The 17,574-nt window shown below is 66.1% G+C and carries 26 protein-coding genes; all 26 read left to right on the top strand.

Features of this window, described 5'->3' with window-relative positions; translation table 11 throughout:
• The first annotated feature begins 24 nt into the window (after window positions 1-24).
• The 26 genes from ACYVGI_RS01475 to map all read left to right on the top strand — a co-directional run bounded on the left by ACYVGI_RS01475 (window position 25) and on the right by map (window position 17,390).
• Complete coding sequence (locus ACYVGI_RS01475; RefSeq protein WP_460630887.1) at window positions 25-2,709, top strand: DUF7927 domain-containing protein; 2,685 nt, start codon at window positions 25-27, stop codon at window positions 2,707-2,709.
• Window positions 2,710-3,074: 365 nt separating this feature from the next.
• Window positions 3,075-3,956: a hypothetical protein gene (locus ACYVGI_RS01470; protein WP_460630886.1), complete on the top strand. Its 882-nt coding sequence runs from the start codon at window positions 3,075-3,077 to the stop codon at window positions 3,954-3,956.
• A gap of 3 nt (window positions 3,957-3,959) precedes the next feature.
• Window positions 3,960-4,433, top strand: coding sequence for a hypothetical protein (locus ACYVGI_RS01465; RefSeq protein WP_460630885.1), 474 nt, complete (start codon window positions 3,960-3,962; stop codon window positions 4,431-4,433).
• Between the two features lie 404 nt (window positions 4,434-4,837).
• Window positions 4,838-5,146 carry a 30S ribosomal protein S10 gene (gene rpsJ / locus ACYVGI_RS01460; RefSeq protein WP_005050520.1) on the top strand — a complete coding sequence of 103 codons (309 nt, stop codon included), beginning with the start codon at window positions 4,838-4,840 and terminating at the stop codon, window positions 5,144-5,146.
• Window positions 5,147-5,157: 11 nt separating this feature from the next.
• Window positions 5,158-5,817 (top strand): 50S ribosomal protein L3, encoded by a 660-nt coding sequence (rplC, locus tag ACYVGI_RS01455; RefSeq protein WP_055894761.1) that lies wholly within the window; start codon window positions 5,158-5,160, stop codon window positions 5,815-5,817.
• 4 nt (window positions 5,818-5,821) lie between these two features.
• Window positions 5,822-6,472 (top strand): 50S ribosomal protein L4, encoded by a 651-nt coding sequence (gene rplD / locus ACYVGI_RS01450; RefSeq protein ID WP_055894764.1) that lies wholly within the window; start codon window positions 5,822-5,824, stop codon window positions 6,470-6,472.
• Window positions 6,472-6,768: a 50S ribosomal protein L23 gene (gene rplW / locus ACYVGI_RS01445; protein ID WP_055894767.1), complete on the top strand. Its 297-nt coding sequence runs from the start codon at window positions 6,472-6,474 to the stop codon at window positions 6,766-6,768. The genes rplD and rplW overlap by 1 nt, the downstream gene beginning before the upstream one ends.
• Before the next feature lie 26 nt (window positions 6,769-6,794).
• Window positions 6,795-7,634, top strand: coding sequence for a 50S ribosomal protein L2 (rplB, locus tag ACYVGI_RS01440; RefSeq protein ID WP_055894771.1), 840 nt, complete (start codon window positions 6,795-6,797; stop codon window positions 7,632-7,634).
• Window positions 7,635-7,643: 9 nt separating this feature from the next.
• Entirely contained in the window at window positions 7,644-7,925 is a 282-nt protein-coding gene (gene rpsS, locus ACYVGI_RS01435) for a 30S ribosomal protein S19 (RefSeq protein WP_055894775.1), read from the top strand.
• 24 nt (window positions 7,926-7,949) lie between these two features.
• Entirely contained in the window at window positions 7,950-8,342 is a 393-nt protein-coding gene (rplV, locus tag ACYVGI_RS01430; protein WP_460630884.1) for a 50S ribosomal protein L22, read from the top strand.
• On the top strand, window positions 8,342-9,106 hold the full coding sequence (gene rpsC / locus ACYVGI_RS01425) for a 30S ribosomal protein S3 (RefSeq protein ID WP_055894781.1): 765 nt from the start codon (window positions 8,342-8,344) through the stop codon (window positions 9,104-9,106). Before rplV ends, rpsC begins: the two co-directional genes overlap by 1 nt.
• A 2-nt stretch (window positions 9,107-9,108) precedes the next feature.
• Window positions 9,109-9,528 carry a 50S ribosomal protein L16 gene (gene rplP / locus ACYVGI_RS01420; protein ID WP_055894786.1) on the top strand — a complete coding sequence of 140 codons (420 nt, stop codon included), beginning with the start codon at window positions 9,109-9,111 and terminating at the stop codon, window positions 9,526-9,528.
• Complete coding sequence (rpmC, locus tag ACYVGI_RS01415; RefSeq protein ID WP_055894789.1) at window positions 9,528-9,857, top strand: 50S ribosomal protein L29; 330 nt, start codon at window positions 9,528-9,530, stop codon at window positions 9,855-9,857. The genes rplP and rpmC overlap by 1 nt, the downstream gene beginning before the upstream one ends.
• The gene (gene rpsQ / locus ACYVGI_RS01410; RefSeq protein WP_460630883.1) at window positions 9,857-10,162 is read left to right on the top strand and encodes a 30S ribosomal protein S17; all 306 of its coding nucleotides are present in this window, start codon (window positions 9,857-9,859) and stop codon (window positions 10,160-10,162) included. The genes rpmC and rpsQ overlap by 1 nt, the downstream gene beginning before the upstream one ends.
• Window positions 10,159-10,527, top strand: a complete 369-nt coding sequence (rplN, locus tag ACYVGI_RS01405; protein WP_055894798.1) for a 50S ribosomal protein L14 — start codon at window positions 10,159-10,161, stop codon at window positions 10,525-10,527. The genes rpsQ and rplN overlap by 4 nt, the downstream gene beginning before the upstream one ends.
• A 3-nt stretch (window positions 10,528-10,530) precedes the next feature.
• Window positions 10,531-10,890, top strand: coding sequence for a 50S ribosomal protein L24 (gene rplX / locus ACYVGI_RS01400; protein ID WP_085368815.1), 360 nt, complete (start codon window positions 10,531-10,533; stop codon window positions 10,888-10,890).
• On the top strand, window positions 10,890-11,477 hold the full coding sequence (gene rplE / locus ACYVGI_RS01395; RefSeq protein WP_460630882.1) for a 50S ribosomal protein L5: 588 nt from the start codon (window positions 10,890-10,892) through the stop codon (window positions 11,475-11,477). The genes rplX and rplE overlap by 1 nt, the downstream gene beginning before the upstream one ends.
• A 103-nt stretch (window positions 11,478-11,580) precedes the next feature.
• Window positions 11,581-11,979, top strand: coding sequence for a 30S ribosomal protein S8 (gene rpsH / locus ACYVGI_RS01390; RefSeq protein WP_055894808.1), 399 nt, complete (start codon window positions 11,581-11,583; stop codon window positions 11,977-11,979).
• A 6-nt stretch (window positions 11,980-11,985) separates the two neighbouring features.
• A complete protein-coding gene (gene rplF, locus ACYVGI_RS01385; protein ID WP_055894811.1) occupies window positions 11,986-12,522 on the top strand; it encodes a 50S ribosomal protein L6 in 537 nt (178 codons plus the stop codon).
• Between the two features lie 2 nt (window positions 12,523-12,524).
• Entirely contained in the window at window positions 12,525-12,896 is a 372-nt protein-coding gene (gene rplR / locus ACYVGI_RS01380; protein ID WP_055894813.1) for a 50S ribosomal protein L18, read from the top strand.
• On the top strand, window positions 12,893-13,612 hold the full coding sequence (rpsE, locus tag ACYVGI_RS01375) for a 30S ribosomal protein S5 (protein ID WP_082581390.1): 720 nt from the start codon (window positions 12,893-12,895) through the stop codon (window positions 13,610-13,612). The genes rplR and rpsE overlap by 4 nt, the downstream gene beginning before the upstream one ends.
• Complete coding sequence (gene rpmD, locus ACYVGI_RS01370; protein WP_055894815.1) at window positions 13,612-13,797, top strand: 50S ribosomal protein L30; 186 nt, start codon at window positions 13,612-13,614, stop codon at window positions 13,795-13,797. The genes rpsE and rpmD overlap by 1 nt, the downstream gene beginning before the upstream one ends.
• Window positions 13,797-14,543: a 50S ribosomal protein L15 gene (rplO, locus tag ACYVGI_RS01365; RefSeq protein WP_460630881.1), complete on the top strand. Its 747-nt coding sequence runs from the start codon at window positions 13,797-13,799 to the stop codon at window positions 14,541-14,543. The genes rpmD and rplO overlap by 1 nt, the downstream gene beginning before the upstream one ends.
• An 82-nt stretch (window positions 14,544-14,625) precedes the next feature.
• Window positions 14,626-15,948, top strand: a complete 1,323-nt coding sequence (gene secY / locus ACYVGI_RS01360; RefSeq protein WP_460630880.1) for a preprotein translocase subunit SecY — start codon at window positions 14,626-14,628, stop codon at window positions 15,946-15,948.
• Window positions 15,945-16,553, top strand: a complete 609-nt coding sequence (locus ACYVGI_RS01355) for an adenylate kinase (protein ID WP_460630879.1) — start codon at window positions 15,945-15,947, stop codon at window positions 16,551-16,553. Before secY ends, ACYVGI_RS01355 begins: the two co-directional genes overlap by 4 nt.
• Window positions 16,554-16,559: 6 nt before the next feature.
• A complete protein-coding gene (gene map, locus ACYVGI_RS01350) occupies window positions 16,560-17,390 on the top strand; it encodes a type I methionyl aminopeptidase (protein ID WP_460630878.1) in 831 nt (276 codons plus the stop codon).
• Window positions 17,391-17,574: the final 184 nt, after the last annotated feature.

The following is a 17,574-nucleotide window of genomic DNA, read 5'->3' as shown; positions in this document are numbered from 1 at the left end:
CGCACTGACAAGGGGGTCTCGACCATGCGACGTGACACGCATCCACCCGCCGACGACGGCAATTCTCGCTCGCCGTTCTCTCTGACTCGCACCTGGGTCGGTCGCCTCGCCGCCCCGACTCTCGCGATCGCCCTGGCCATCGCCGGGGTCGCCGCTCCGGCCAACGCCGCAGAACCGACGCCCGCGGGTCCGAGCGCGACCAGCACGGCGGCCCCCGCCGCCGACGCAGCGACGCCGGCGCCGGCCACTGCGCCCGCGGACAGCGCTCCCGCTCCCGCACCCGCTCCGGAAGCATCCACGCCTCCGGACGCCTCGACGCCTGCCGATCCTGCTCCGAGCCCGGCGCCGGATCCGTCGCCCGCCGCGGCCGCACCACAGGCTGCACCACAGGCGGCTCCCGACCCCGCGCCGTCCACCGCACCTGCCCCAGCGGCTCCTCCGCCAGCGAGCGCTCCGCGCGCGACGGTGCCGTCGCCGAGCCCGAGCCCGAGCCCCAGCTCGCCGCCGTCGGGCGGATCGACCACGGGCAAGCTGATCGTCGTCAAGAACATCGCAGACGCGAACGGCACGGTCATCGACACGACGCCGGCAGGATGGACGTTCACCGCGCTCAGCACCGGGTTGCCGTTCGCCACCCAGACGCTCACCACCGACGGCACAGGCTCGGTGACATACTCCCTGAGCATCCCGGCCAACACGGCGTCCGTTCCTGTCACGGTCACCGAGACCCAGCAGAGCGGATACACACTCTCTCCTCAGGGCGGCCTGAACGCCGTCTGCACCTACGCGGACGGCACGGTCGCCAACGTGGGCGTGAACGGCTTCCGCGTCTCCGTTCCCAGCAACCAGACGACCCGGTGCGTCGTGGTGAACCGCGAACAGCCCGCCAACTGGTCCGTGTGGAAGACGAGCGATCCCGCGTCCGGGACGGTCGTGCATCCCGGTGACGTCATCGACTACGCCCTGCACGTGCAGTTCACGGGCGGACGCCTGCCGTCGTCGCTCGTCATCACCGACGATCTCTCCGGCGTGCTCGGCAACGCGACGCTCACCGGCTCGATCGTCCCGTCCCAGGGCACGGCCGAGATCGTCGGAACCGGCCTCGTGTGGACGATCACGAACTTCGACGACGAGCTCGTGCTCACATACTCCGTGACGGTGAACGCCGACGCTCGGGATGCGCACATCGTCAACGTCCTGCTCGTCCCACCGGGTGGCGAGTGCGCGGAGAGCTGCACCACCGATCATCCCGTGCCCGGCTGGTCGCTGGTCAAGTCGTCGGATCCGGCGAGCGGTTCCACCGTGCAGGCCGGTCAGACGATCACGTACACACTCACCGCATCCAACCCATCGGATGCGCCCGTAGGCAGCCCCATGCTTGTCCAGGCGGACGACGACCTGAGCGCCGTGCTCGATCACGCGACGCTCGTCGAGCCGCTCGACCCGGCGCTGACGCGGCAGGGAGACCACCTCCTCTGGGCGATCGGCGGCCTCGCGGTAGGGCAGACCAAGACGGTCTCGTACTCGGTGAAGGTCGACCCGACGGCGGCGGGCGTGCTCCTGCACAACGTGGTGACGACACCCCCTGGCGGCAACTGCGTCCCGCAGGGCTACCCGAATCCGTCGACCGAGCTTCCCGCCGAGTGTCAGACGCATCACCAGGTCCCGTCCGTCGACCTGAGCATCGTCAAGACGCACTCCACGCCGACCGGAGGTCAGGGAGCGCCCGTCGACTCCAACGAGGGGGAGACGATCGCGTACCAGTTGGTCGTCGCCAACCACGGCCAGGATGCGGCGACCGGAGTGTCCGTGAGTGACCCACTCCCCGCGGGCATCACGTACGTGCCCGGCTCGCTGGTCGCGCCTCCCGGCTGGACGGCCTCCATCACCGGCGGCGTCGTCTTGATCGCATACAGCGGAACCTTCGCTGCGGGTGCGAGCGCGACGCTGACCTTCACCGCCGACGTCGGCACGCTGAGCGGCCCGCCGTCAGGCGGCCCGATCCCCGCCATCGACAACCGAGCGTGCGTCTCGAGCACGGAGCCGGACACGAACCCGTCCGACAACTGCTCGACGGACACCACCCCGGTGAAGTCCATCGCCGTGACTGCGCAGGCGCTCTGCGTGAACGACGCGCCCGTCGTGTCGTACTCGATCACGCCGTACAACCTCACCAGCAGTCCGACCATCGCCCTCATCTGGTGGTCGCCGGCGAAGTTCGCCGCGCACGATCCGTCCATCCCGGCCGGTGACGAGGCGGCCATCCTCGCGGACGGCGCCGCGCAGGTGAGCTACGTGCCGGTTCCGCCCACCTGGGCGAACGGCCAGGCCATCTCAGGAACACAGCTCTGGCCAGGTGCCGGGGTGGATGCGTCCGGCAAAGGCAACGCGTGGCCGGGCTGGCGCCAGCTCGGCGACGGCACCTGGGTGCTCGACCCGGCCGCGCCGTTCTACGACGTGAGGACGGACGCAGTGGTCGAGGTGCGCATCAACCCGACGACCGCATCCACCGTCACCTATCCGCCGCCGTCGACGCACTGCACGCCGGTGAACTCGACGACGACCACCACGGTCGCGGGAGGACCGTCGGTCGGGCTGGCGGCGACAGGCAGCGACGTGACGGCCCCTGTCGTCGGCGGAGCCGCCCTGGTGGCCATCGGGCTGGCATTCCTGCTCTGGATGCGCCGACGCCGCGGAGAGGCGGCCTGACCGTGCCTGGGGAGCCCACTGGGCGTTTCCTCCAGGGGGTTTACCTCCCGCTGGCCGAAGCGCAGAATGAGGACACCGTTTCAACCGGACGGTTCCGTCGATGAAGGGAGAGCGTATGGATATCCATGACCTCGCAAACCAGGCCAACCCGCAGACAGGCATTCGGACGGAAAGTTCGGGAGTCGCGTAAGCGGTCCCATTGGCACTAGCACGGGGTGACGGTGCGAGGCGTCACCCGAGCGGGGCTCCGGCGCACAGCCGGGCCCCGCTCCTCGCGTCGGGGGCGTATTTCTCCACACCCGCGACTTCTCCACCGATCCCCTGAACCGGGCCCTCCTCGAGGCCGCCCACCGGATGCTGGATGCATGTCCATCGCAGCCATGCCCTCTCGCATCAGAAGACTCGTCGATCCGGACGAGTCGGCACGAACCGCCTCGCGCGTTCGCGCCGCCGCAGCGGCCGACTACCTGGCCCGATTACGCACCTTCGCGGCGATCAGGCCGACGGTTCCTGTCTTCAGCCACTGGTCGGCAGCGGCCGTCCACGGGCTGCCGTCGCTCGGGCCTCCTCCGTCCACCATCCACATCCTGGGCCGTCCATTGGTCGCTGACCGCGCCTGGCGCGGCATCGTGGAGCACCCCGCTCGCGCCGAGGACGCCACCATCGTGCGCCGCGGTCTGGCGGCGACCTCGGTGGCAGCGACCGTGGCCGACCTCGCGGCCATAGGCTCCTTCCTGGGCGGAGTGGTCGCGGCCGACCACGCCGTCGCGGCGGGCGCCTTCGGTGAGCGGACTCCCCTGGCGACGCCGGAGACGATCGAGAGGGCGGCCGCGCGCCTCCCAGACCTGCGCGGGCGGGAGCGGGCGCTCGACGTCGCGGCCTTCGCCGACGGCCGCGCGGAGAGTCCCATCGAGTCGGTCAGCAGAGTCGTCATGAGCATCGTCGGTCTCCCGCCGCCCGAGCTGCAGCATCGCGTCGAGCTTCCGAGTGGCACTGTGCGGGTCGACTTCGCCTGGCCGGAGCACGGCGTCCTGGGCGAGGCGGACGGCGACGTCAAGCTCACCGACCAGAGGATGCGCGGGGCCAGGTCGCCGATGCAGGTCCTCCGCGACCAGGTGGCCCGCGAGCGTGCGATCGAGCGGGTGACCGGGATGCGCGTGGTCCGCTGGGGATGGGGCACCGCGCGCCGGGCGGATCGCCTCGGTCCGCTACTGGCGCGCGCGGGCCTCACGGCGCTACCGTCGTGATCCATGGGCTACTTCGTGCTGGTCATCGCGCAGACGATCGCGCTGCCGGTCGTCTGCGGCGCGATCGAGCTCGCGGTCGCAGGGGGAGATCCCGTCCTGGTGTTCGGCAAGTGGTGGGTGTTCTGGGGCGTTGGAACGCGGCTCCTCGTCGCGGGTGTCGCCCAGGTCTCCGGCCGGGGTCCGACCACCGAGATCCTCGGCTCCACCGCCCCGAGCGTGCAGGAGAAGCAGCTCACCCGCGAGCTCGGTACGGCCAACATCGGCATGGGCGTCGCCGGGCTGCTGGCACTCGTGCCCGGATGGGCGCTGCCCGCGGGGATCGCGGGCGGCGTCTTCCTGTTGATCGCCGGGATCATGCATGTGCCGAAGAAGGGCAAGAACGCCCAGGAGGCGCTCGCGACGTGGACAGATCTGCTGGTCGGGATCGTCGTCGTCGCGCTCGCCGTCGACGTGATCGTGCGGGCAGGCGGGCACTGAAACGGCCCGCCCGGCACCCCGCGACGCGCCCGCGACACGCCCGGGTTGCAGCTTGGGCGAGAGTCTGGCAAACTTGTCTAGTTCAACATTTCGGAACGAGTGCGCTCACGTGTGCTCCGAACGGATCACTGCCAGGCAGTGCATAGCCCACCGCGAGGTCGTCAGACCGTGTGCGGAAGATGGTTAGGCCGCGGGTAGAAGAGCAAAGCTTAATCGACAACCTCGAGGACAAGGGGTCCCCCATGTCCTCGGCACGGGTGACACGCCCGAGCGCGGGGGTCGGTGAGTTGACAGAAGAATAGTGGCGTTCCCCAACAAGCGTTCGTCGCATCCGCGTCCAATGCGAGGCAAGTTCTCTCGAGAGCCGGTCTCGTACGACGCCATAACAAGAGAGTGAGTCAGACATGGCGGGACAGAAGATCCGCATTCGGCTTAAGTCGTATGACCACGAGGTCATCGACACCTCGGCGCGCAAGATCGTCGACACGGTTACCCGTGCAGGCGCTACCGTCGTCGGCCCAGTGCCCCTTCCCACCGAGAAGAACGTGGTGTGTGTCATCCGTTCTCCCCACAAGTACAAGGACAGCCGCGAGCACTTCGAAATGCGCACGCACAAGCGGCTGATCGACATCATCGACCCGACCCCGAAGGCCGTCGACTCGCTCATGCGTCTCGACCTGCCCGCCGACGTCAACATCGAGATCAAGCTCTAAGGGGGAGTGCCATGTCGAACATCGAAACCAAGACCTCCCGTGGCCTCCTCGGCAAGAAGCTCGGAATGACCCAGGTCTGGGATGAGAACAACAAGCTCATTCCCGTGACCGTCATCGAGATCACGCCGAACGTCGTGACCCAGGTCCGCACCCCAGAGGTCGACGGCTACAACGCCGTCCAGATCGCGTACGGCCAGATCGACCCGCGCAAGGTCAACAAGCCGTCCGCAGGCCACTTCGACAAGGCCGGCGTCACGCCGCGCCGTCACCTCACCGAGGTCCGCACCGCGGACGCCGCCGAGTACTCGGCCGGCCAGGAGCTCACCGTCGACGCGACCTTCGAGGCCGGCCAGCTGGTCGACGTCGTCGGAACGTCGAAGGGTAAGGGCTTCGCCGGTGTCATGAAGCGCCACAACTTCAAGGGTGTCTCCGCTTCGCACGGTGCGCACCGCAACCACCGCAAGCCGGGTTCCATCGGCGCCTCCTCGACCCCGAGCCGTGTCTTCAAGGGCATGCGCATGGCTGGTCGCATGGGTGGCGAGCGCGTGACTGTCCTGAACCTCAAGGTGCAGGCCGTCGACGCAGAGAAGGGCCTCCTGCTGGTCAAGGGCGCCGTTCCCGGTGCTCGTGGCCGCATCGTTTTCGTCCGCAACGCAGTGAAGGGGGCCTAGTCGTATGGCTACCTCGATTGACGTTCTCGATGTCAAGGGCAAGAAGGCGGGCTCTGTCGAGCTTCCCGCCGAGCTCTTCGACGTCCAGACCAACATCCCGCTGATCCACCAGGTCGTCGTCGCGCAGCTCGCTGCCGCACGTCAGGGAACTCACAAGACCAAGCGTCGTGGTGAGGTCTCCGGTGCAGGTCGCAAGCCGTTCAAGCAGAAGGGAACCGGTCGCGCTCGTCAGGGCTCGATCCGCGCCCCTCAGATGACCGGTGGTGGCATCGTCCATGGACCCGTGCCCCGCAGCTACGCGCAGCGCACCCCCAAGAAGATGATCGCCGCTGCTCTGCTCGGTGCTCTCTCGGACCGCGCCCGCGGAAGCCGCCTTCACGCCGTCGAGTCGCTCGCCCTCGGCGAGACCCCGTCGACCAAGGCCGTCGCCGAGTACCTCTCCACCGTCGCCACCTCGAAGCACGTCCTCATCGTGCTCGAGCGCGACGACGCTGTGAGCCTCAAGAGCGTCCGCAACCTCCCCACCGTCCACACGCTGACCTTCGACCAGCTCAACGCGTACGACGTGCTCGTCAGTGACGACATCGTCTTCACCAAGGGTGCGCTCGAAGGCTTCATCGCTTCGAAGTCCAACAAGGAAGAGGTGAACGCGTAATGGCCGTCAACAAGGACCCGCGCGACATCATCATCGCCCCGGTCGTCTCTGAGAAGAGCTACGGCCTGATCGACGAGGGCAAGTACACCTTCCTCGTCGACCCGCGTTCGAACAAGACCGAGATCAAGCTCGCCATCGAGAGCATCTTCAAGGTCCAGGTCGCGTCGATCAACACCCTGAACCGTCAGGGCAAGACCCGTCGCACCAAGTTCGGCACCGGCAAGCGCAAGGACACCAAGCGTGCCATCGTCACGCTGAAGTCCGGTTCCATCGACATCTTCACGGCAGTTGGCTAAGGCCGGGATCTAGAGGAAAACAGACAATGGCTATTCGTAAGTACAAGCCCACGACCCCCGGTCGTCGCGGTTCGAGCGTTGCCGACTTCGCCGAGATCACTCGCTCGACGCCTGAGAAGTCGCTCCTCCGTCCGCTGTCGAAGACCGGTGGCCGCAACAACCAGGGTCGCATCACAACCCGTCACATCGGTGGTGGCCACAAGCGCCAGTACCGCGTCATCGACTTCCGTCGTAACGACAAGGACGGCGTGAACGCGAAGGTCGCTCACATCGAGTACGACCCCAACCGCACCGCACGCATCGCGCTGCTCCACTTCGTGGACGGCACCAAGCGATACATCCTGGCCCCGAACAAGCTGTCGCAGGGCGACATCGTCGAGTCGGGTGCAGGCGCGGACATCAAGCCCGGCAACAACCTGCCGCTGCGCAACATCCCCACCGGTACCGTGATCCACGCGATCGAGCTCAAGCCGGGCGGCGGCGCTAAGCTCGCCCGTTCGGCCGGCGCATCCGTGCGTCTCGTCGCCAAGGACGGCCCGTACGCGCAGCTCCGCCTGCCGTCCGGTGAGATCCGCAACGTGGATGCACGCTGCCGCGCGACGATCGGCGAGGTCGGCAACGCCGAGCAGTCGAACATCAACTGGGGCAAGGCAGGCCGTATGCGCTGGAAGGGCGTTCGCCCGACCGTCCGCGGTGTCGCGATGAACCCGATCGACCACCCGCACGGTGGTGGTGAGGGCAAGACCTCCGGTGGTCGTCACCCGGTCAGCCCGTGGGGTCAGAAGGAAGGCCGCACCCGCCACCCGAACAAGGAAAGCGACAAGCTCATCGTGCGTCGTCGTACTGTCGGCAAGAAGCGTAAGTAGGAGTAGAAGATGCCACGCAGTCTCAAAAAGGGCCCCTTCGTCGACGACCACCTGCTTCGCAAGGTTGTCGCCGCGAACGAGGCCAACAGCAAGAACGTGATCAAGACCTGGTCGCGCCGCTCGATGATCGTCCCGGCCATGCTGGGCCACACCATCGCGGTGCACGACGGTCGCAAGCACATCCCGGTGTTCGTCACCGAGACCATGGTTGGGCACAAGCTCGGTGAGTTTGCTCCCACCCGCACCTTCCGTGGACACGTGAAGGACGACAAGAAGGGTCGTCGCCGCTAACGCGGTGACGTAAGGAGGAGAGAAATGGTGGAGTCGATCGCACGCGTGCGACACATCCGCGTGACCCCCCAGAAGGCTCGTCGCGTCGTCAACCTGATTCGCGGCAAGCAGGCACAGGAGGCCCTGGCCATCCTGAAGTTCGCCCCGCAGGGTGCGAGCGAGCCGGTGTACAAGCTCGTCGCCTCGGCGATCGCCAACGCGCGAGTCAAGGCCGACCAGTCGAACACCTATCTGGACGAGCAGGACCTGTACGTGAGCAGCGCATTCGTTGACGAGGGCACGACCCTCAAGCGCTTCCAGCCGCGTGCACAGGGCCGGGCCTTCCGCATCAACAAGCGCACCAGCCACATCACGATCGTCCTCGCGACGCCGGATGAGGCGGAAGCTGCCAAGGCTACGAAGAAGGCGAGCAAGTAATGGGTCAGAAAGTCAATCCATACGGCTTCCGTCTGGGCATCACCACCGACCACGTGTCGCGGTGGTTCTCGGACAGCACCAAGCCGGGTCAGCGTTACAGCGACTACCTCGCCGAGGACGTCAAGATCCGTCGTCTGCTGCAGACGTCGCTCGACCGCGCGGGTGTTTCGCGCATCGAGATCGAGCGCACCCGTGACCGCGTCCGCGTCGACATCCACACCGCCCGCCCGGGCATCGTGATCGGTCGTCGTGGGGCCGAGGCCGAGCGCATCCGCGCCGACCTCGAGAAGCTCACGGGCAAGCAGATCCAGCTGAACATCCTCGAGGTCAAGAACCCCGAGGCCGACGCTCAGCTCGTCGCTCAGGGCATCGCCGAGCAGCTCTCCGCACGCGTGGCATTCCGCCGCGCGATGCGCAAGGGCCTGCAGGGCGCCCAGCGCGCTGGCGCCAAGGGTGTCCGCATCCAGGTGTCCGGCCGTCTCGGCGGCGCTGAGATGAGCCGCTCGGAGTTCTACCGCGAGGGTCGTGTGCCGCTGCACACGCTCCGCGCCAACATCGACTACGGCTTCTACGAGGCCAAGACCACGTTCGGTCGCATCGGTGTCAAGGTGTGGATCTACAAGGGCGACATCACGAACAAGGAACTCGCTCGCGAGCAGGCGAACACCAAGCCGTCGCGTGAGCGTAACGACCGTCCGCGTCGCGGCGGGCGCACCAGCGCCCCTGCCGAGACTGCGCCGGCCGCAGCAGGAGTTGAGGCATAACCATGTTGATCCCACGTAGAGTCAAGCACCGCAAGCAGCACCACCCTGGCCGTTCCGGCCAGGCCACTGGTGGCACGAAGGTCTCCTTCGGCGAGTTCGGTATCCAGGCCCTGACCCCCGCGTATGTGACGAACCGTCAGATCGAGTCCGCTCGTATCGCGATGACCCGTCACATCAAGCGTGGTGGCAAGGTGTGGATCAACATCTACCCCGACCGTCCGCTCACGAAGAAGCCCGCCGAAACCCGCATGGGTTCCGGTAAGGGTTCGCCGGAGTGGTGGGTCGCCAACGTCAAGCCGGGTCGAGTCCTCTTCGAGGTCTCTGGTGTCAGCGAGGAACTCGCTCGCGAGGCCATGACCCGTGCAATTCACAAGCTGCCCCTCAAGGCACGCATCATCAAGCGCGAGGAGGGCGACGCGTAATGGCGATCGGATCCAAGGAGCTCGCATCCGCGGAGCTCGACACTTTCGAAGACGAGCGTCTCGTCGACGAGCTGAAGAAGGCCAAGGAAGAGCTGTTCAACCTGCGCTTCCAGTCGGCCACCGGCCAGCTCGAGAGCCACGGCCGCCTGCGCGCCGTGAAGCGCGACATCGCTCGTATCTACACGGTCATCCGTGAGCGCGAGCTCGGCATCAGGCCCACCCCGGCCCCCGCCGAGGTCGCCGACGCGAAGGCTGAGAAGAAGACCAAGGCGAAGAAGGCGGCTCCGGCCGCCGAGGCCGCCGAGACTGAGACTGAGGAGGCCAAGTAATGGCTGAGACCACCAAGGCTGCGGCCGCGGAGTCGGCGGCCGACGAGGCCCTCGTCCGCGGGTACCGCAAGGCCCGTCGCGGTTACGTCGTCAGCGACAAGATGGACAAGACCATCGTCGTCGAGGTCGAAGACCGCGTGAAGCACCCCCTGTACGGCAAGGTCATCCGCCGCACCTCCAAGGTGAAGGCGCACGATGAGAACAACTCCGCTGGAATCGGCGACCTCGTTCTCATCAACGAGACCCGTCCGCTGAGCGCCTCCAAGCGGTGGCGCCTGGTTGAGATTCTGGAGAAGGCCAAGTGATTCAGCAGGAATCCCGAGTCAAGGTCGCCGACAACACCGGCGCCAAGGAGCTCCTCACGATTCGTGTTCTCGGTGGCTCCGGTCGTCGTTACGCCGGCCTGGGTGACACGATCGTCGCCACGGTCAAGGACGCGATCCCCGGCGGCAACGTCAAGAAGGGCGACGTCGTCAAGGCCGTCATCGTGCGCGTGGTGAAGAACACCCGCCGCCCGGACGGCTCCTACATCAAGTTCGATGAGAACGCCGCAGTGATCTTGAAGAACGACGGGGACCCCCGCGGTACCCGCATCTTCGGACCGGTCGGTCGCGAACTCCGCGACAAGAAGTTCATGAAGATCATCTCGCTGGCTCCGGAGGTGCTGTAACACATGGCGAACATCAAGAAGGGCGACCTGGTCCAGGTCATCTCGGGTGCGTCGCAGGCGCGCGGAGGCGACAAGGGCAAGCAGGGTCGCGTGATCGAGGTTCTCGTCGAGAAGAACCGCGTGATCGTCGAGGGCGTCAACTTCGTCACCAAGCACGTTCGCGTCGGCCAGACGCAGCGTGGCACGAAGACCGGCGGCATCGAAACGCACGAGGCTCCGATCCACGTCTCCAACGTGGCGCTCGTCGACCCCGAGACCAAGAAGCCGACCCGCGTCGGCTTCCGCAACGAGACTGTCACGAAGGACGGCGTCACTAAGACGGTCCGCGTTCGTTACGCCAAGAAGTCAGGTAAGGACCTGTAATGACCGACACTGCCACCGCTGCTGGCAAAATCCAGCCGCGTCTCAAGCAGAAGTACAAGAACGAGATCGCAGCTCAGCTCTCCCAGGACCTCGGCTTCACCAACCCGCACCAGGTGCCGGGTCTCGTGAAGATCGTCGTCAACATGGGTGTCGGCGAGGCTGCTCGTGACGGCAAGGTCATCGATGGTGCGGTCGCAGACCTCACCAAGATCACCGGTCAGAAGCCGCAGGTCACCAAGGCCCGCAAGTCCATCGCGCAGTTCAAGCTGCGCGAGGGTCAGCCGATCGGCGCGCACGTCACGCTGCGCGGCGACCGCATGTGGGAGTTCCTCGACCGTCTGCTCTCGCTTGCACTTCCCCGTATCCGCGACTTCCGCGGTCTGTCGGACAAGCAGTTCGACGGAACGGGCAACTACACCTTCGGTCTCACGGAGCAGGCCATGTTCCACGAGATCGACCAGGACCGGATCGACCGCGTTCGCGGAATGGACATCACTGTGGTGACCACCGCGAAGAACGACGAAGAGGGCCGCGCGCTGCTCAAGCAGCTCGGCTTCCCCTTCCGTTCCAACGAGGCCGCGAACTAGTCCTCACCCTGTCGGGCCGGCCGATCCGGCCGGCCCGCTTCCACCACAGGTCGTCAGTCGTGTAACGGTTGAACGAAACCTGGTGAACAAAGGAAACACCGAAATGACAATGACAGATCCGGTCGCAGACATGCTGACCAGACTGCGCAACGCGAACTCGGCGCACCACGACACCGTGTCCATGCCGCACTCGAAGCTCAAGGCGCACATCGCCGACATCCTCAAGTCCGAGGGTTACATCGCGAGCTGGGAGGTCAGCGACGCACGTGTCGGCCAGACCCTCACACTCGGTCTGAAGTTCGGACCGAACCGCGAGCGCTCCATTGCCGGCATCAAGCGCGTCTCGAAGCCTGGACTCCGCGTTTACGCGAAGTCCACCGAGATCCCCAAGGTGCTCGGCGGCCTCGGCGTCGCCATCCTGTCCACCTCCTCCGGTCTGCTCACCGACCGTCAGGCTGAGAAGAAGGGCGTGGGTGGGGAAGTCCTCGCCTACGTGTGGTAGTTCGTCATGTCGCGTATTGGAAGACTGCCCATCGACATCCCTGCTGGGGTCGATGTGAAGATCGACGGCCAGGCCGTCACCGTCAAGGGCCCGAAGGGTGAGCTCAGCCTCACCGTCGCCAGCCCGATCGAGGTCAAGCTGGAAGAGGGACAGGTGCTCGTCACCCGTCCGGACGACGAGCGCGCATCGCGTTCGCTCCACGGCCTGACCCGCACCCTGATCAACAACCAGATCATCGGCGTCACCGAGGGCTACTCCAAGGGACTCGAGATCGTCGGCACCGGTTACCGCGTTGCGCAGAAGGGCGCGGGCGTCGAGTTCGCTCTCGGCTTCTCGCACCCGGTCAACGTCGAGCCGCCCGCGGGCATCACGTTCACGGTCGAGGGCAACAACAAGCTCACGGTCAGCGGAATCGACAAGCAGGCCGTCGGTGAGGTCGCCGCCAACATCCGTAAGATCCGCAAGCCCGAGCCTTACAAGGGCAAGGGTGTGCGCTACGCCGGCGAGGTTGTCCGCCGCAAGGCCGGAAAGGCTGGTAAGTAACCATGGCTCTCGGAACCAGAGGAAAGAGCAAGTCCGCTGCACGCGGCCGCCGTCACGCGCGTCTTCGCAAGAAGGTCGAGGGCACCGCTCTCCGTCCGCGCCTGGTCGTCAACCGCTCGGCCCGTCACGTCTTCGTGCAGGTCGTCGACGACAGCAAGGGTCACACCCTCGCGTCGGCATCGACCATGGAGGCAGACCTCCGCAGCTTCGACGGTGACAAGACCGCCAAGGCACGCAAGGTCGGCGAGCTCGTCGCCGAGCGCGCCAAGAGCGCTGGCGTCGACGCCGTCGTATTCGACCGTGGAGGCAGCAAGTACGCGGGTCGCGTCGCCGCTGTCGCCGAAGGAGCTCGAGAGGGTGGATTGAACCTGTGAGCGACGAACAGAACAACAAGGAGCAGACCGTGGCCTCTGAGCAGACGACCGACGCCCAGGCGCCGGTTGAGACTGCGGCATCGACCACCAACACCCAGAGCGAGCCCCGCGAGGCCCGCCGTGGTGGTCGCGAGCGCAACCCCAACCGTGATCGCGGCAGCCGCGACCAGGACAAGAGCCAGTTCCTCGAGCGCGTTGTGACCATCAACCGCGTCTCGAAGGTCGTCAAGGGTGGACGTCGCTTCAGCTTCACCGCCCTCGTCGTCGTCGGAGACGGCAACGGTCTGGTCGGCGTCGGCTACGGCAAGGCACGCGAGGTCCCGCTGGCGATCTCGAAGGGTGTCGAGGAAGCGAAGAAGAACTTCTTCCGCGTCCCGCGCGTCGGAAACACCATCCCGCACCCGGTTCAGGGTGAGGCAGCAGCCGGTGTGGTGCTCCTGCGCCCCGCCGCAGCAGGTACCGGTGTTATCGCCGGTGGCCCTGTCCGCGCCGTCCTCGAGTGCGCCGGTATCCACGACGTCCTGAGCAAGTCGCTCGGTTCGTCCAACACGATCAACATCGTGCACGCGACCGTCGAGGCGCTGCAGCAGCTCGAGGAGCCTCGTGCCGTTGCCGCTCGCCGCGGACTCGACTACGACCAGGTGGCTCCGGCTCGCCTGCTGCGTGCCGAGGCCCAGGCGGCCGAGGCCGCCGCAACCGCGAAGGCAGGTGCCTGATGGCTGCGCGTCTGAAGATCACGCAGATCAAGTCCAAAGTAAGTGAGAAGCAGAACCAGCGCGACACCCTTCGCAGCCTGGGACTCAAGCGCATCGGTGACGTCGTCGTTCGCGAGGACAACTCGCAGAACCGCGGGTACGTCAACACCGTCGCTCACCTTGTCAAGGTCGAGGAGATTGACTAATGGCTGACGAAAAGGAAGCAACCACCAAGGCTGCCGCCAAGCCGGCCGCTGAGAAGAAGGCCGCCGAGAAGAAGGCGCCCGCCGCCAAGGCTCCTGCCAAGGCTGCCGCCGAGAAGGCTCCGGCCAAGAAGGCTCCGGCGAAGGCCGCTGCCGACAAGCCCGCTGCCGAGAAGAAGGCTCCGGCCAAGGCTGCCGCCGACAAGGCTCCTGCCAAGGCTGCCGCCGCTTCGAAGGACGAGACCGTCGCCAAGGCTGACAAGCCGGCCGCGAAGGCCCCCGCCAAGAAGGCCGCGCCTGCTGAGACCCGCGAGCACGTGCTCAAGGTCCACCACCTGCGCCCCGCCGCCGGATCCAAGAAGGACAGGACCCGCGTCGGACGCGGTGAAGGTTCCAAGGGTAAGACGGCTGGCCGCGGTACCAAGGGTACGAAGGCTCGCTACTCTGTCCGCCCCGGTTTCCAGGGTGGCCAGTTGCCGTTCCACATGCGTGCCCCGAAGCTTCGCGGCTTCAAGAACCCGTTCCGCGTCGAGTACCAGGTCGTGAACCTGGAGAAGCTCGCCGAGCTCTACCCGTCGGGTGGTGACGTCACCGTCACCGACCTCGTCGCCAAGGGCGCCGTTCGCAAGAACGAGAAGGTCAAGGTTCTCGGCAACGGGGACATTGCGGTTAAGCTGAACGTTGCGGTCGACAAGGTCTCCGGCTCTGCAGAGCAGAAGATCGTCGCCGCGGGTGGCTCGGTCAAGTAGCCACACGTAAAGCTGTACAGTCGGGTGACCGGTATTTCTCCGGTCACCCGGCTGACTCCTTACAGGAAAGCAGGACGCACTTTTGTTTAGCGCCGTTGCGCGGATCTTCCGCACACCAGATCTTCGCCGGAAGATCGCCTTCACCTTGGGCGTCATCGCCCTGTTCCGCCTTGGCTCGTTCATCCCGGCGCCGTTCGTCGACTTCGGCAATGTGCAGACCTGTCTCAACGCCAACCAGGACACCTCTGGTCTCTACTCGCTCGTCAACCTGTTCTCGGGTGGCGCGCTCCTCAAACTCTCAATCTTCGCGCTCGGCATCATGCCGTACATCACCGCGTCGATCATCGTGCAGCTGCTGCGCGTGGTCATCCCGCGCTTCGAAACCCTCTACAAGGAGGGCCAGGCCGGTCAGGCCAAGCTCACGCAGTACACGCGCTACCTCACGATCGCGCTCGGCGTCCTCCAGTCGACCACGCTGATCACCGTCGCCCGCAGCGGCGCGCTCTTCGGCACCACCGCCGTCTCGCAGTGCACCCAGCTCATCACGGACGACTCCTGGTACGCGATCATGCTCATGGTCATCACCATGACCGCCGGCACCGGCCTCATCATGTGGATGGGCGAGCTCGTCACCGAGCGCGGCATCGGCAACGGCATGTCGCTCCTCATCTTCACCTCGATCGCCGCTCAGTTCCCGAGCTCGCTGTGGGCCATCGCCCAGTCGCAGAGCGTCGAGACGCTGCTGATCGTGATCGCGATCGGTTTGCTGATCGTGATGGCCGTCGTCTTCGTCGAGCAGTCGCAGCGGCGCATCCCTGTGCAGTACGCCAAACGAATGGTCGGCAGGCGGACGTACGGCGGCAACAACACGTACATCCCGATCAAGGTCAACATGGCCGGTGTCGTGCCCGTGATCTTCGCGTCGTCGCTGCTCTACCTGCCCGCGCTGATCGCCCAGTTCAACCAGCCGGCAGCGGGCAAGGCGCCTGCACCCTGGGTCACCTGGATCACCAACTACCTCACCAAGGGCGACCACCCGCTCTACATGCTGCTCTACTTCCTGCTGATCGTCGGCTTCACGTACTTCTACGTGGCCATCACGTTCAACCCGGAAGAGGTTGCGGACAACATGAAGAAGTACGGCGGATTCATCCCCGGCATCCGCGCGGGACGCCCGACCGCCGAGTACCTCGACTACGTGCTCACCCGCGTCACCCTGCCAGGGTCGATCTATCTGGGTCTCGTCGCACTGATACCTCTGGTAGCCTTCGCGATAATCGGAGCCAGCCAGAACTTCATGTTCGGCGGCACATCCATCCTGATCATCGTCGGTGTCGGATTGGAGACGGTCAAGCAGATCGACTCCCAGCTCCAGCAGCGGCACTACGAAGGGCTTCTGCGTTGACCCGTATGCTGATCGTCGGACCTCCCGGAGCGGGCAAGGGCACTCAGGCCTCGCGCATCACCACCGCATACGGGATCCCTGACATCTCCACGGGCGACATCTTCCGGGCCAACATCAAGAACGAGACGCCGCTCGGCGTGCAGGTCAAGGCGATCGTCGACGCGGGAGACTACGTTCCGGACAGCCTGACCAACGAGCTCGTCACGAACCGCATCGCCGAGGACGACGCCGCGGGCGGCTTCCTCCTCGACGGATACCCGCGCACGCTCGACCAGGTGGCATACCTGGACGAGCTGCTCGAGACGAACGGGCAGAAGCTCGACGCTGTCATCCAGCTCGTGGCGGACCAGGACGAGATCGTCTCCCGCCTCACCAAGCGAGCCAAGGAGCAGGGCCGCGCCGACGACTCCGAGGAGGCCATCCGGCACCGCCAGGAGGTCTACGTTCGCGAGACGTCTCCGTTGATCGACGTCTACCGTTCGCGCGGTCTGCTCGTCGAGGTCGACGGACTCGGTGAGGTCGACGAGGTCGCAGCACGCATCGCAGCCGCGCTGGCCGAGCGGGGCATCCGTCCCATCGCCGAGCGCGATCAGTCGGTGGCCTAGGCTCCGTTGGTCTTCAAGCGTTCGATCTACAAGTCGCCGGCGCAGCTCCGGCTGATGGTGCCGCCGGGTCTCGCGACCGCTGCCTCCCTCGACGCCGTCCGGGATGCGCTGGTCGCCGGAGTCACGACGCTCCAGCTCGACGAGGTGGCAGAGCAGGCCATCGTGGCGGCGGGCGGCAAGCCCAACTTCAAGCTCGAGCACGGCTACCACCACACGATCTGCTCGTCGGTGAACGACGAGGTCGTGCACGGCATCCCCGGGTCCCGCATCCTGCAGCCGGGTGACATCGTATCGATCGACAGCGGCGCGATCCTCGATGGCTGGAACGGCGACTCCGCCCGCAGCTTCGTGCTTCCCGACCCTGCCAGGCCGGAGCTCGTCGCCGAGCGGCAGAAGCTCTCCGACGTCACGGAGCAGTCGCTCTGGCACGGTATCGCCAGGCTCGCGACGGCGACGCACCTCAATGAGGTGGGCGAAGCGGTCGAGGACCACATCCTCTCGCAGGGCGAATACGGAATCCTCACCGATTACATCGGTCACGGCATCGGCCGCAAGATGCACGAGGAACCGCCGGTGTTCAACTACCGCGTCCGCGCCAAGGGGCCGGAGGTGAAGCCGGGGCTCGTCGTCGCGATCGAGCCGATGGTCGTGCTCGGCGACCCGGAGACCTACGTGAAGGACGACGGCTGGACCGTCGCCACCGAGGATGGCACGTCCGCGGCGCACTGGGAGCACAGCGTCGCTGTGCACAAAGACGGCATCTGGGTGCTGACCGCTGCCGATGGGGGAGCGAAGGGCCTCGCGCCGTTCGGAATCACCCCGACCCCCATCGCGTGATCGCGCGGGGATTCCCGTTCCGACCTGCTCGTTCGCGGAGAGCGTGCGCAGATCATACACAAGGATTGGCGAAACGCCAGACAATCCCATAAGATTGATCCTTGGTGTCTTAGGCACGTTTCTTGCGTGCCGTCACCACAATCAACGCACGACCAGCAAACCACGACTTTTAGCGACAGTGAGG

The organism is Leifsonia lichenia, from assembly GCF_054780215.1.
The sequence above is the reverse complement of the archived record's forward strand: the minus strand, read 5'-3'. Positions and strand labels throughout refer to the sequence as shown.

Coding starts and splice junctions, on each gene's coding strand:
- ACYVGI_RS01475 (WP_460630887.1), top strand. CDS start 25: ATGCGACGTGACACGCATCCACCCGCCGACGACGGCAATTCTCGCTCG.
- ACYVGI_RS01470 (WP_460630886.1), top strand. CDS start 3,075: ATGTCCATCGCAGCCATGCCCTCTCGCATCAGAAGACTCGTCGATCCG.
- ACYVGI_RS01465 (WP_460630885.1), top strand. CDS start 3,960: ATGGGCTACTTCGTGCTGGTCATCGCGCAGACGATCGCGCTGCCGGTC.
- rpsJ (WP_005050520.1), top strand. CDS start 4,838: ATGGCGGGACAGAAGATCCGCATTCGGCTTAAGTCGTATGACCACGAG.
- rplC (WP_055894761.1), top strand. CDS start 5,158: ATGTCGAACATCGAAACCAAGACCTCCCGTGGCCTCCTCGGCAAGAAG.
- rplD (WP_055894764.1), top strand. CDS start 5,822: ATGGCTACCTCGATTGACGTTCTCGATGTCAAGGGCAAGAAGGCGGGC.
- rplW (WP_055894767.1), top strand. CDS start 6,472: ATGGCCGTCAACAAGGACCCGCGCGACATCATCATCGCCCCGGTCGTC.
- rplB (WP_055894771.1), top strand. CDS start 6,795: ATGGCTATTCGTAAGTACAAGCCCACGACCCCCGGTCGTCGCGGTTCG.
- rpsS (WP_055894775.1), top strand. CDS start 7,644: ATGCCACGCAGTCTCAAAAAGGGCCCCTTCGTCGACGACCACCTGCTT.
- rplV (WP_460630884.1), top strand. CDS start 7,950: ATGGTGGAGTCGATCGCACGCGTGCGACACATCCGCGTGACCCCCCAG.
- rpsC (WP_055894781.1), top strand. CDS start 8,342: ATGGGTCAGAAAGTCAATCCATACGGCTTCCGTCTGGGCATCACCACC.
- rplP (WP_055894786.1), top strand. CDS start 9,109: ATGTTGATCCCACGTAGAGTCAAGCACCGCAAGCAGCACCACCCTGGC.
- rpmC (WP_055894789.1), top strand. CDS start 9,528: ATGGCGATCGGATCCAAGGAGCTCGCATCCGCGGAGCTCGACACTTTC.
- rpsQ (WP_460630883.1), top strand. CDS start 9,857: ATGGCTGAGACCACCAAGGCTGCGGCCGCGGAGTCGGCGGCCGACGAG.
- rplX (WP_085368815.1), top strand. CDS start 10,531: ATGGCGAACATCAAGAAGGGCGACCTGGTCCAGGTCATCTCGGGTGCG.
- rplE (WP_460630882.1), top strand. CDS start 10,890: ATGACCGACACTGCCACCGCTGCTGGCAAAATCCAGCCGCGTCTCAAG.
- rpsH (WP_055894808.1), top strand. CDS start 11,581: ATGACAATGACAGATCCGGTCGCAGACATGCTGACCAGACTGCGCAAC.
- rplF (WP_055894811.1), top strand. CDS start 11,986: ATGTCGCGTATTGGAAGACTGCCCATCGACATCCCTGCTGGGGTCGAT.
- rplR (WP_055894813.1), top strand. CDS start 12,525: ATGGCTCTCGGAACCAGAGGAAAGAGCAAGTCCGCTGCACGCGGCCGC.
- rpmD (WP_055894815.1), top strand. CDS start 13,612: ATGGCTGCGCGTCTGAAGATCACGCAGATCAAGTCCAAAGTAAGTGAG.
- rplO (WP_460630881.1), top strand. CDS start 13,797: ATGGCTGACGAAAAGGAAGCAACCACCAAGGCTGCCGCCAAGCCGGCC.